The 12,883-nt window shown below is 41.6% G+C and carries 14 protein-coding genes; all 14 read right to left on the bottom strand.

The window, feature by feature from the left end; translation table 11 throughout:
* Positions 1 to 9: 9 nt before the first annotated feature.
* Entirely contained in the window at positions 10 to 2,406 is a 2,397-nt protein-coding gene (locus LG369_RS02070; RefSeq protein ID WP_225750080.1) for a primosomal protein N', read from the bottom strand.
* An 84-nt stretch (positions 2,407 to 2,490) separates the two neighbouring features.
* Positions 2,491 to 2,805 carry a DNA-directed RNA polymerase subunit omega gene (gene rpoZ, locus LG369_RS02065; RefSeq protein WP_004251389.1) on the bottom strand — a complete coding sequence of 105 codons (315 nt, stop codon included), beginning with the start codon at positions 2,803 to 2,805 and terminating at the stop codon, positions 2,491 to 2,493.
* 24 nt (positions 2,806 to 2,829) lie between these two features.
* The gene (gene gmk / locus LG369_RS02060) at positions 2,830 to 3,456 is read right to left on the bottom strand and encodes a guanylate kinase (protein WP_000775049.1); all 627 of its coding nucleotides are present in this window, start codon (positions 3,454 to 3,456) and stop codon (positions 2,830 to 2,832) included.
* A gap of 136 nt (positions 3,457 to 3,592) precedes the next feature.
* Positions 3,593 to 5,206, bottom strand: a complete 1,614-nt coding sequence (locus LG369_RS02055; protein WP_049494305.1) for a ribonuclease Y — start codon at positions 5,204 to 5,206, stop codon at positions 3,593 to 3,595.
* Between the two features lie 217 nt (positions 5,207 to 5,423).
* The gene (locus LG369_RS02050) at positions 5,424 to 6,521 is read right to left on the bottom strand and encodes a nucleotidyltransferase (RefSeq protein ID WP_225750079.1); all 1,098 of its coding nucleotides are present in this window, start codon (positions 6,519 to 6,521) and stop codon (positions 5,424 to 5,426) included.
* Positions 6,522 to 6,530: 9 nt separating this feature from the next.
* Positions 6,531 to 7,271, bottom strand: a complete 741-nt coding sequence (locus LG369_RS02045; RefSeq protein WP_225750485.1) for a class I SAM-dependent DNA methyltransferase — start codon at positions 7,269 to 7,271, stop codon at positions 6,531 to 6,533.
* Positions 7,272 to 7,380: 109 nt separating this feature from the next.
* Positions 7,381 to 7,734 (bottom strand): ribosome silencing factor, encoded by a 354-nt coding sequence (gene rsfS / locus LG369_RS02040; protein ID WP_225750078.1) that lies wholly within the window; start codon positions 7,732 to 7,734, stop codon positions 7,381 to 7,383.
* Positions 7,735 to 8,328: a bis(5'-nucleosyl)-tetraphosphatase (symmetrical) YqeK gene (gene yqeK, locus LG369_RS02035; protein WP_225750077.1), complete on the bottom strand. Its 594-nt coding sequence runs from the start codon at positions 8,326 to 8,328 to the stop codon at positions 7,735 to 7,737.
* Positions 8,328 to 8,957: a nicotinate-nucleotide adenylyltransferase gene (locus LG369_RS02030; protein ID WP_225750076.1), complete on the bottom strand. Its 630-nt coding sequence runs from the start codon at positions 8,955 to 8,957 to the stop codon at positions 8,328 to 8,330. The genes yqeK and LG369_RS02030 overlap by 1 nt, the downstream gene beginning before the upstream one ends.
* Positions 8,958 to 9,005: 48 nt before the next feature.
* A complete protein-coding gene (gene yhbY / locus LG369_RS02025; RefSeq protein ID WP_000060171.1) occupies positions 9,006 to 9,317 on the bottom strand; it encodes a ribosome assembly RNA-binding protein YhbY in 312 nt (103 codons plus the stop codon).
* A gap of 213 nt (positions 9,318 to 9,530) precedes the next feature.
* On the bottom strand, positions 9,531 to 10,637 hold the full coding sequence (yqeH, locus tag LG369_RS02020; RefSeq protein ID WP_225750075.1) for a ribosome biogenesis GTPase YqeH: 1,107 nt from the start codon (positions 10,635 to 10,637) through the stop codon (positions 9,531 to 9,533).
* 2 nt (positions 10,638 to 10,639) lie between these two features.
* Positions 10,640 to 11,167 carry a YqeG family HAD IIIA-type phosphatase gene (locus LG369_RS02015; protein ID WP_225750074.1) on the bottom strand — a complete coding sequence of 176 codons (528 nt, stop codon included), beginning with the start codon at positions 11,165 to 11,167 and terminating at the stop codon, positions 10,640 to 10,642.
* Between the two features lie 16 nt (positions 11,168 to 11,183).
* Positions 11,184 to 12,089 carry a magnesium transporter CorA family protein gene (locus LG369_RS02010; protein WP_004251417.1) on the bottom strand — a complete coding sequence of 302 codons (906 nt, stop codon included), beginning with the start codon at positions 12,087 to 12,089 and terminating at the stop codon, positions 11,184 to 11,186.
* Positions 12,090 to 12,140: 51 nt separating this feature from the next.
* A complete protein-coding gene (locus LG369_RS02005; RefSeq protein ID WP_225750073.1) occupies positions 12,141 to 12,707 on the bottom strand; it encodes a mechanosensitive ion channel family protein in 567 nt (188 codons plus the stop codon).
* Positions 12,708 to 12,883: the final 176 nt, after the last annotated feature.

The raw sequence follows: 12,883 nt of genomic DNA, 5'->3' as shown, positions 1-12,883 counted from the left end.
TTTCTCCTTCTATAAAAATTGGTGCGGTTCATGGTCAATACTGAGACGAAGTTCGCTATTTTCACGTTCTTGAGTTAGGGCTAAGACCTGATTAAGGGTGGAAGCCAACTCATCTTCTAAACGGTATTTAATCAAAATTTGGTAATGATAGAGATTATGAGTGCGAGCGATAGGTTTAGGCGTTGGTCCAAGGATGACACTAGCATCCGACAAACCCGACCGCAAAATCTCCATGACTTGATAAGCACGTCTAAGAACCTCTTCTTCTTTTTTATGAGATAAGGTGATTCCAATAGTGAAATAATAAGGTGGATAACCCAACTGACGTCTGATGCCCATTTCATAGGCATAAAAACCTTCGTAATCCTGATCCTTTGCGAATCGAATGGCATAATGCTGAGGATTATAAGACTGAATCAAGACCTGACCTGCTTTTTCAGCACGACCGGCGCGACCTGCTACCTGGGTCAAGAGTTGGAAGGTTCTCTCAGAAGAACGGAAATCAGGCAGGTTCAAGGCTGTGTCCGCATTGAGAACACCAACCAAGGTCACATTTGGAAAATCCAAGCCCTTAGCAATCATCTGGGTTCCCAACAGGATATCTGCCTCCCCTTTGCCAAATTGTTCAAGTAAAGCTTGGTGACTGCCCTTTTTACGAGTTGTATCCACATCCATGCGTAGAATGCGTGCCTCTGGAAAGAGTTCCGCTAGCTCATCGTAGGCCTTTTGAGTTCCCGTTCCATAGTATCGAATACTACGACTCTGACAGTTTGGACAGACATGGGGAATTTCCTTCGAAAAGCCACAATAATGGCAGTTCATGGTTTTGGTATCCATATGTAGCGTCAAGGAAATATCACAGTTAGGACATGTATCAACAGTTCCACATTCCCGACACATGACAAAACTAGAATAACCACGACGATTGAGCATGAGAACAACCTGCTCTTTTTTATCCAGTCGATCTTGAATGGCCTCAATCAGTGGTGGTGTAAAGTTTGATGTTTCATTCTGCCCAATGTAATCACGAAAGTCAATCAGTTGAACTTCAGGAATACTTGCTAAAGGATTGGCCCGTTGAGTCAGACGTAGATGTTGATAAACACCCTTACCAGCACGCGCACGACTTTCTAGACTTGGTGTTGCAGAACCAAGAACTAGGGCAGCTTGATTGTACTGGGCACGTAAAAGAGCCACATCTCTAGCATGATAACGAGGATTGCTGTCTTGCTTATAACTAGCCTCGTGCTCTTCATCGATAATGATAACCCCTAGATTTTTCAAAGGTGCAAAAATAGCAGACCTAGCCCCAACAACTACCTGAGCATCTCCACGTTCCACCTTGCGCCACTCATCATACTTTTCACCATTTGACAAGCCAGAGTGGAGGATGGCGACTTTATCGCCAAAACGAGCAATAAAGCGCTCGGTCATTTGAGGTGTCAGAGAGATTTCTGGAACTAGAACAATCGCTGTTTTCCCCATATCCAGGGCCCCTTGGATAATCTGCAGGTAAACCTCAGTTTTCCCACTTCCAGTGATTCCTTGTAGAAGAAAGGGAGGATGTTTCTTTCCAATCGCTCCAACAACCGCCTCACAGGCTTGTTTTTGCTCTGGATTTAACTCTAAGGCTTGATTTGACTCGATTCCTTCAAAGTAGGCAGCTGAACGTTGAACTTCCTTTTGAAGAATCGTCAAAGCACCCTGTTCCACAAAGAAATTGACTTGTTTGCGAGAATAATGTTCTAACAAAGTAGCCAAAGGGGTACTTTCTGGATGTACTAATAAATAATCTCGCAGTTCCAATTTCTTCTTGGCACGGTTTGAGATTTCTAGCTTTTCTAATTTGTCAAGATTCACTTGAATCCAAGACTGTGTTTTGACCTTCTTCTGGTCTATAGCCTGATACTCTAACTTCAAAAGTCCTTTGCGAGTCAATCGCATCATCTCGGCCTGCTTTTCTAAGTCTAGAGATGAAAATGCTAAGGATTCTTGCGATCCAAACAAACGGTCTCTGTCTTTCTGACTCAAGCCTTCCAGAGGATAGAGGATTTTATCATAGCTAGAATTCAAAAATCCTGGAAGCATAGCTTTTAGAATAGAAATCTTGTATGAAAAAACTGACTTACGTAGTTCTTCGGCCAGCCAGAGTTGTTCCTCCGTTAAGACAGGAGAAAAGTCCAGCACCTCAGCAATTTCTTTCAAGTCCTCATCTGCCACATCTACATCAGATTCTTGTTTCATTCCAAGAACAATCCCTTGAATCAAGCGATTGGCCTTCCCAAAAGGCACATGAACCCGCATACCAATTTCCAGCATCCCTTCAAATTCCTCTGGAATCTTGTAGCTATAGGGCTGGTCCGTCTGCATCAAGGGAACATCTACAATGATTTTTGCAATAGCCATATCCTCACCTCCTTCTTTACTTAAATCGTTTCAATTGATTGAGTATTCTTGCAATAGAAAAAATAAGATTGAGTCCCCCCAACCTTAAATTTTTTCACCTTCTTCTTTTTCTTTCGCGATTTGCTCTTTGATTTTCTTTTCTTCTTCTTCTCTCAATCGTCTTTCTTCTTCGATACGACGACGAACAGCTTCGCGTTTTCCTTCTGGATCTGGGTGGATGGTTACATTCCCTGATTCAATTTCTTCCAAGGCACGAAGTGTAGATTTTTCAGATTTGAATTCTTGTGTTGGAGTTGCTCCAGCTTCTAATTCGTGAGCACGTTTTGCTTCCAAGATTACGAGTGAATATTTTGATGGTACCTTGTCAAGCAAGGTATCAATAGAGGGTTTAAGCATCATTTGTTTGTACCTGTTTTCTATAGTTTATCGAATAGTTGGAGACTTTGGTAGCATATCCTGGTAGTGACCGATGACACGATCGACGCGGAAATGTTCTGCTTCAATCACACGTTTGACACGTTCTGCGGCAAGAGGAACATGATCATTGACAATAGCATAGTCATACTCACGCATCAAAGCAATTTCTTCTTTAGCTTTTTCGATACGTTGGGCGATCACTTCTGCGCTATCGGTACCACGGCCTACGAGACGATCTTGCAATTCTTCCAAATCTGGTGGTGTCAAAAAGATAAAGACTGCATCTGGAACTTTTTTCTTGACCTGAAGAGCTCCCTGCACTTCAATTTCAAGGAAAACGTCAATCCCCTTATCAAGGGTTTCATTGACATAGGTCAGAGGAGTTCCGTAGTAGTTGCCTACATACTCTGCATACTCTAACATCTGTCCTTGACGGATCAATTCTTCAAATTCTTCACGCGTACGGAAGAAATAGTCAACTCCGTCTACTTCACCTGGACGTTGAGCCCGTGTTGTCATAGATACAGAATATTGGAATTGGTTTTCAGAACTCTCAAAAATTTCTCGTCTAACCGTTCCTTTTCCAACTCCTGAAGGACCTGAAAAAACGATTAGTAAGCCACGGTCTGCCATGATGTCTCCTTTGGATAGTTTGTGAAATGCCTTGGAAATTCATTCAGAATTCTCTTTGTGAAGGCATTTCTGCTTACTACAATCTTTCTATCTAGTGTAACAAAAAAGCAGTAATTTTTCAACTGCTCTTTCTTATTTATTTTGCATAATCAACTGCACGAAGTTCACGAATCACGGTTACCTTGATATTTCCTGGGTAATCGAGGTTACTTTCGATTTTCTCACGAACTTTGTGAGCCAAGATTGTGACCTTGTCGTCCTTGATTTGACCTGGATTTACCATGATTCGGATTTCACGACCTGCTTGAAGGGCAAAGCTATTTTGAACACCTTCAAAGCTATTAGCGATTTCCTCTAAATCATGGAGACGTTTGATGTAGCTTTCAAGCGACTCACTACGAGCTCCTGGACGGGCTGCACTCAAGGCATCCGCTGCAGCAACGAGAACTGCAATCACACTTTCAGGTTCTACATCTCCGTGGTGACTAGCAATCGTGTTAATCACAACTGGATGCTCTTTGTACTTGCGAGCTAATTCAGTACCAATCTCAACGTGGCTACCTTCTACTTCTCGGTCAATGGCTTTACCAATATCGTGAAGGAATCCTGCACGACGGGCTAGGGCTGCATTTTCACCAAGTTCGCTAGCCATGATACCAGCTAACTTAGCCACTTCAATCGAGTGACGCAAGACATTTTGTCCGTATGAAGTACGGAACTGTAAGCGACCCATGATTTTCATCAAGTCTGGGTGAAGATTTGGTGCGCCGATTTCATAGGCTGCAGCTTCACCATATTCACGAATTCTGTTATCAATTTCTTGACGGTTTTTCTCAACCAACTCTTCGATACGAGCTGGGTGAATTCGTCCATCCTTAAGTAAGGTTTCCATCGTCATACGGGCAATCTCACGGCGGATAGGATCGAAACCTGACAAGGTTACCACTTCTGGAGTATCATCAATGATAACATCAACCCCTGTCAAACTTTCAAAAGTACGGATGTTACGACCTTCACGACCAATGATACGACCTTTCATAGTATCATCAGGCAGATGAACTGTCGAGTTGGTAGACTCAGCTACATACTCACCAGCAATTCTCTGCATCGCTTGGGACAGGATATCCTTAGCAAGCTTATCTGAACGTTCCTTGACTTCTTGCTCCGCCTCACGAATGCGGCTAGCAATTTCCTTGGTCAAGTTTTCTTCTGTCTGGGCTAAAATAATATCTTTTGCCTCTGACTGTGTCAGACTTCCGACACGCTCTAGTTCTGCTTGCTTTTGCTTTTCAATTTCCTCTAGTTGCTCTTCACGTGCATCAAGGTTTTTTGCTCTATCAGAAATACTTTGTTCTTTTTGTTCAAGTGTTTTTTCTTTGTTCGTCAAATTATCGTCTTTACGGTCAAGGCTCGTAGCTCTCTCCGTCAAACGACTTTCGATTTGCTTGAGTTCTTGACGCTCCGACTTAAATTCAGCGTCCACTTCTTCGCGGTATTTTCTGGCTTCTTCTTTAGCCTCCAATAGTGCTTCTTTTTTAAGGGATTTGCTTTCGCTCTTGGCTTCATTTAGTAATAAATCCGCTTCGCGCTCAGCTTGTCCTCGTAAATTAGTTGCTTCTTGTTCAGCATTTAAAAGCATCAACTCTGCAGCCTCTTGTGATGATTTCATCTTGACTGAGATGCTGACATATCCAATGACTAAACCAATGATGACGGCAAAAACAACTATAACAATTGTCATAATTTCCATGTTTTTACCTCAATTTATTTGTTTATCTGAATGACATGCATTCTTATACATTTTACCACAAAAAAATATTTTTAACAAACCTTAAATGGAAGTTGTTTTAGTTATTTTTAGGAGCAATATCTCCATTTTCCTTAGTAAAATAAGCTGCTTAAACCTAACTATTTTTTAAAAGAATTATTTTGCAAAAAATAAGAAAAAAGTCCACCTCACAGTAGACTTAGTTCGATTCGATTCTGATTGGCACTCTGCCAAAATTTTGTTCTGCTATACTAGGGTGTCCTAGTTGATAAATTTGGTCTGCCTTTTGTGTTATGGCATCCCAGGGTTCTTTACCGATTCGGCTGACGAGATTGACCTGCTCCTTGAGAGCTTTAAGGTGTTGTCTGCCTTTTTCGGTAAAACCAAGGATATGAATGGCTTCTGGCAAGTCACTTTCTCTAGCCTGCACCAAGATATAGGTCAAGAGGCGTCGCACACGTGCCTTTGTGTAGCGTTTGGTAGCCACTAACTCAACCAATTCCTCAATAGATTTTGCTATTTTGATGGCTTCCTTGATGCGCACCGCCATTTCTTGATTGACCTGATAAATAGTACTTAAGTCTGAATTTGACAAGATTTGATAGCGTAAAAGTTGAAAATAATCTTCCCAACTCACCTTACTCGTCTGTTCAAAAAGAGTAACAGAAGGCATATAGCGTTCTAAGAAATCTTTGTCCCTTTGGTGCTGACGGAGGGCTGTTGCCGAGGCAAAGTCCACATCCTTGTCCACCGAATGGTATCCAGCTCCCTGACGTTTAATCGGTTGGAGTTTGATGTTTCTCCCAGCAACTGCCTTGGCGTAGGCAAGAGCTAAGACATGATTGGGCGTATTACCCGAAAAATCAAGACCTGCAAATTCCTTCCACATAGCTTGCGTTTTCTGAGGGTAGGAGAGGGAGTCAGGCAGTTTATCCACAAAATCCTCCATCTCTTGACCACACTCTGCATATAAGTCAACGATTTTTTGATAATCCAAAACTTGCTCTGTCCCAAAGGAAAGGGTATCTATGCCCAAACGAGCCAAGAGTTCAACAGCACCTTGACCGAAAAAATCTGCTGCTTGAACACTGACTAAAAAGGGCAATTCTACAACTAAGTCCGCTCCATTCTCTAGTGCCATTTGAGCCCGTGTCCACTTGTCAACGATAGCCGGCTCGCCTCTCTGCATGAAATTTCCAGACATGACAACAATTTTCAACCCATCTGCCTGTTCTAGCAGGTATTTGTGGCCATTATGAAAAGGATTGAACTCCGCGATAATACCTGTGATGGTCATGGCAATCTCCTACTTCTGCGCGACGAAAAACCAACGGGTGCTAGTTTCTGTAGGCTCTTTATCCTCAAAGTCAGCATAAAGCTTGAAGGACTTAAAACCAGCCTGTTCCAACAAAATATCATAGGTCAAGACCTCGTATGTACGCTCCTCATGCACTTCGTCGTGACGACTAAAGGAATCATCTGCTTCCTTGATAAAAAAGGTCAACTCATGCACGATAGAATGTGGTGCATCATCTTCATAGGTATCCCAAAGCATAGCGAAGTCTTCCGCATTTTCATGGTAGGAATAGCCTGGGAAGACTTCATCTGTCTGGTAGGTCGAATGCACATCAAAGATGAAGACCCCATCTTCATTGAGGGCATTATAAACTTCTTTAAAGACATCCCCGACTTCAACCTCATCCTGCATGTAACAGATTGAGTCCGAGTAACACGTGACAAAGTCGTATTGACCTGCCTTGGACAAATCCAACATATTGCCTTCCATAAAATCAATCTTTTGCTTGGCTGAAGCAGCTCTCTTCTCAGCAATTTTCAGCATATCTGCACTTAAGTCGAGTCCTGTTACATCAAATCCAGCTTGAGAAAAGCGAACGGACTGGATGCCTGTCCCACAAGCCAGCTCCAAGAGTTTCTTTCTCTCCTTAGTCTTGGGCAAATGACGCAGCGAAAAATCCGTCCATTTATCGTATAAACTATCGTCCATGACTGCATCGTAAACAGCTGCAAAAGTCTCGTATGTTGCCATATTCATGATACCAAGAACCCCATGGTAAACACCACTAGCCCTTACCTTTCTAACAATTTTCCTCTAAAATAAGCAAAGAAACTCAGTTGACTACAACTGAGTTCGTCGACTAGGCCAAGGTTTCAGATAAATCTACTGAATCCGCCTCATGCCATAGTTTTTCTAAGTTATAGTGGGCACGCATTTCTTCTGAGAAGATATGCACTACGACACCACCAAGGTCAAGTAAAACCCAGCCCCCAGTTGCATCACCTTCAACATGGCTACCTTTAAAGCCCGCTTGAGCTACTTTTTCACGGATATTGTCAGCGATAGCATCCAACTGACGGCTATTCATTGAGCTAGTGATAACAAAGTAGTCTGTCACGCTAGTCAAATCTTGTACGTCAAGTGCGAGGATATCCTCCGCACGTTTCTCATCAGCCGCTTTCACGACTAGTTCTAATAATTCTTTTTCGTTCATTTAGTCCTCTTTCAAATAGTGCACATAGGCGTTATAGGTTTCAAGGGTTTGGGGATAAATAGGCAATCCTTGGCGAGCCAAATGCTCCACAGTGCGAGCTGTTTCATAAGCTACTGCCTTATTGAGTGACAAACTTGCAATCTCACGCGCCTGGTCCACCCCTGGAAAGGCACGATTATGCTCGATGTAGTCTGCGACGTAGATAACCTTATCAAGGTCCGTCATCTGACCAGCTCCAACTGTATGGATTTCAATAGCTCGCAAAATTTCAGGATTTTTCAAATCCAAATCTTCCTGAATCTTGTAGATACCGACCATGCCATGCCAGACATTATTGCCCCAGTTTTTAAGATTAGAGTCTAGTTGATAACGATCTATCAAGTCTAAAAATTCTTGATCTGATAGCTTTTTAGCATAGTCATGAAGGAGACCAGCTAAACCAGCTTTCTCAACATCCACACCAAAGCGCTGAGCCAATTCTATGGCCGCACGCTCTACACCCAAACAATGGGTTAGGCGTTTTTCAGGTAGGAGCTCTGCCATTTTTTCCAACAATTCTTCACGTGAACAGTTGATATAGTCTTTGTATGCCATCAGTAAAGCCCTTCTTTCTCAATATAGTCTAGCACTGGTTTTGGCAAGAGAAAGTTAGGTGTGCGACCTTGGGCGATGAAATCACGCACCATACTGGATGAAATATCCATAAGAGGCACATCCACCCAGATGACGGGATAAGAAGTCCCAGCCTTGTAGCGTGGTCGTTGAACTCCTACAAACTGAACGAGGTCGACCAATTCGTCAATTCTATACCACTTAGGCAGATAGTCTACCATGTCAGCACCGATGATAAAGTAATAATCTGTATCTGGATTCTTCTCTGTCAAAATCTTCATGGTGTCGTAGGTGTAGGAAACACCCTTGCGCTCTAGCTCAATTGTCTCAATAGCTAAACCTTCGATTCCGTCAATTGCCAATTCAAGCATCTTGAGGCGGTGGTGTTCAGAAATGGTTTCTTTTTTGTCTACGTGAGGTGGTTGGTATTCAGGCATAAGCAGAACTTGATCCAATCCCAACTGTTGGCGCACTTGGTCTGCGACGATAAGGTGGGCATTGTGAACAGGGTTAAAATTTCCCCCTAAGATTCCAACTTGCTTACGTTTTTTATCCTTGATTTCTGGCTCTAACTCCACTTTTGTAAAGGGAGTTAATAATTCGATTGCCATAGGCTAATCTCCTTTAGTCTTCTGTAAAAACAGTTTGGGAGTATATTTTTAGATTTCTTTAACTTTTTTAGAAATCTTACGATTTTCTTTCTTGCTTGATTGTTTATACAAAATCAAGATACGACCGATTTTTTGTACTGTATCCACACCGATTTCTTCTTCCAAGATTTCAGCTACTTCGTGGATGTTTTCATCTGTGTTTTGCAAGAGAGTAACCTTGATCAATTCGCGGGCATCAAGTGCCTGACGAACGCTGGTTTTGATTTGGTCGTTGAGTCCATTTTTTCCAATTTGGATAATGGGTTTGAGGGTGTGTGCCTGGCTGTTGAGGAAGGCACGTTGTTTTGATGTTAATGACATAATTCATTTAAAAGAGTTTCTTTTTATACTTTTCTGAAGTGGTGACGGACGTCAGCAAAGTCCTCTGGATTTTCATGACTAGAATTTGAACCTAAGGTCTCAAATTTTCCTCAGTTGGTACAATCACTTGTACCAACTAACACCACGGCGAAAAGTATCTTCTAGGGGCTCGCAGTGCTCGCCTTTATAAAGACAACCCTTTCCTTTCTGTGTTTAAATAATTGCTTTTCGTGTGACGACTGCGACGCCTTCTGGTGCCCAGACGGCTACTTTGGCAGTTCCTGTTACACGGATCCAGCCTAGTCCTGAGATAACGAGGTCTGTCTTATCCTTGATAGTAAAGACATGTTGGACCAGTTTTGGAAACTCTTCTTTTTCTTTGCTATTTGGTGGTGTAAGGAGGGTTCCAAGGTGCTTATCGTAAAAGTCACTCGCTCCTTCAAGCTTGGTACGATGAAGTTTGAGTTCATTGTCAAAGAAAGCTGTAAACCCTTGCTTTTCTCCTGCAATGAAATCAAATCGTCCCAAACCTCCTAAAAAGAGAGTTTGCTCAGGATTTAGCTGGTAGGTTTTAGGTTTGATTTCCTTTTTAGGACTGACATACTTGAGGTTTTTGGCCGTCAAGTAATGGGCCATCTGATGACGATGAATAATTCCCGGTGTATCATAGATATAAGAACCATCATCAAGCGGAATTTCAATCTTATCTAAGGTTGTCCCTGGGAAACGTGAAGTTGTGATAACGTTCTGGTCACCCGTAATTTCCTGGATAATGGCGTTGATAAGAGTTGATTTCCCAACATTGGTAACCCCAACTACATAGACGTCACGACCCTTACGATAGTACTCAATTTTATCAATGACTTCCTTGATAGCATACTTGTTTTGGGCTGAAGTCAGAACGACGTCAACAGGACGTAGACCTTCTTCGTGGGCACGTTCCATAAGCCATTGACTAATCTTACCAGGCTTAACAGACTTAGGGAGGATGTCTTTTTTATTTCCAACCAAGAGAACATCGTTGCCTGATACAAAGCGAGGCAATCCTGGGATAACAGAGCCATTAAAGTCAAAGATATCAATAACATTGACCACCAAGGCATCACTGTCTCCCACCTCGTGCAAGAGTTTGAGGAAATCATCATCCGTCAGTTGCACATCTGTGATTTCATTGTAATGACGAAGACGAAAACAACGTTGGCAATAAACTTCACCAGTCTCCAAACCTTTTTCAAGTGCTGACTGAGGCGTAAAACCAAGACCAGTCTTATCTGTCGTCTGAATGGTTGCTCCACAGCCAATACAGAGAATTTCTTCCATAGTTAGATTCCTTTTTTATATGTAATAGGCCCGTACTTTTCAGTGATTTGTTTCATGACACGGCGCTCACGAGCGCGGTTAATCTTCGTTTTGATAGAGTCGTGCTGAACTAAGGGCTTGACCAAAATCGAACGAATCCCTGCTCGATGAGCCGCTCGAATATCCGTCATGAGTTGATCCCCAACCATGACCACTTCGTTTTTATCATAGTGGAATTCCTTCATGGCACGATCAATCCCGAAAGTAAAGGGCTTCAAAGCCCAATAAACATAGTCAATCCCAAATTTTTCAACCGCACGTTGAACTCGTTTTTTAGAGTTGTTAGACACTACGATAATGCGAATACCAGCATCACGAAGGTCATGCAACCATCGTTTCATCTCTGGAGTCCCATCAGGGTTATTCCAAGCAATCAGAGTGTTGTCCAAATCCACCAAAACAGCTTTAATCCCTTGTTTTTGCAGGCTTTCTACTGTCAAATCATAAACTGCTTCTACAGTAAAATCTGGCATGTAATTTTCAATCGCCATTCTGGCTCCTTCTCTTTTATTTTCTAGTAATTTTCTTCAGCCATTGAGATAAGGCTGCCCATAAAATCAAGCTAGCCATTAAGATATAAATCCAAGCATTTGGCTCTTCTGTAAATGGTAGAGGAACATTCATTCCGAAGAAACCTGTAATAACCGCAAGTACTGCTAGTAAGACGGAGATAATAGTCAAAACTGTCAAACTATCATTCAGGTTATTGTTTAGGATGTTGTTGTAAGAAGATGAGAGTTGTTGCAAGACTTGAGAAATCAAGTCTGTCATAGATACCAACTGATGGGCTTCAATCATTGCATCATCAAACTGCTCTCGTTCGACTTCATTAAATCTCCGATAAAGAGCATGGCCCTGGATATGTTCTAAGAGGAGTCGATTTTGTTTTGCCGCTGCTGTTAAGTAAACCATACCAGTCTCCAAGTCAGAGAGGGCGAAGAGATTTTTCTTTGTTGTTCTCTGACGAAGTAAGCTGTTGACTTCATCTTTACTCTTATCCATCTTTTCAATGATTGGATAATAGGCGTTACTAATGATTTCTAGACTAGCAAAAAGAAATTTGTAAATAGAAAGCAACTCATGGCTATCCAGATAAGCTAACATCTGATCAATGACATAAGCATTCTTATGGTTGCTGATGGTAATCATTCGTTTGTTTTCAACGATAAAGGTCATGGGAATCGCTTCATAGTAATCCTTGTCCTTTTCTAAGTCCAGAACATTGTAGATAAAGGTCACAGTCCCATTCTCACGGTTGTAATCCATATGGGCACGTTCATTTTTATCAAGCGCATATTCTATGGTTTCCTTATCCAATCCGTAGATTTCAGATAAATCTTCAAGATTTTTAATTTTTTCTACATCTAGATTGATCCAAACACAACCATTTCCTAATTGCTCATCTAAAAACATCGTTTCTCCTTTACCAAACTCTTTCTATTGTACCATAAAAGAGGTAAAATTTCAGTTCTCTTCTTTCCTTGAAAAATTGCTGACAACCGTGATACTTCTATTGGGAACAAAGTGAAGGACTCCATCCTCACTGCGCAGTTGAGTCGTACGAATACCGACACTCACAACCTTACCAGAGATTGTAATCGGACCATTCGTAAACTCAACTTGATCTCCAACATCTAACTGGCGCTCAAAGAGGATGAAAAAGCCATTGACCACGTCTGACAAGAAGCCTTGAGCACCCATCCCTATTGCCACCCCAGCAATCCCAGCACCTGCCAGTAGACTTGATACAGGTAAGCCTAGAGTAGATAAAACAAAGTAGAGTAAAAAGAAATAGAGGGTGTAGTTCAAAATATTTTCTATCAATCTAGAAATTGTCTTTTGGCGCGCCTCATCTTTCTGGGAAAATTTTAAGGATGGTTTAACGACTCTTTTCACAACTTGATGGAGAATTATTTTAACGATATAAAAGACAATAAAAAGAAGGACTAGAGAGACTGATTTTGAAAACAACTCTTCTAGAATACTGTTGATATTTAACTTATCGATATAATTTTGAATAAATGTTGGCATAGTAAGCTCCTTTCCTAACATTATACCATAAAACGATATCTGAACCAGTTTGGTAAATATTCATTCTTCCTAAACTATTATTAGATTCACTTGATTTCAAAACATATTTATACTATAATCAAACCACTACATGGAGAACAAATTACTTTCTCAATAACTCTCTTAGAATAGACCTT

It is taken from the genome of Streptococcus sp. Marseille-Q4154 (assembly GCF_916700545.1).
GTDB classification, from domain to species: domain Bacteria; phylum Bacillota; class Bacilli; order Lactobacillales; family Streptococcaceae; genus Streptococcus; species Streptococcus infantis_I.
Note: the sequence above shows the minus strand (reverse complement) of the source record. Positions and strands in the feature narration are given on the sequence as shown.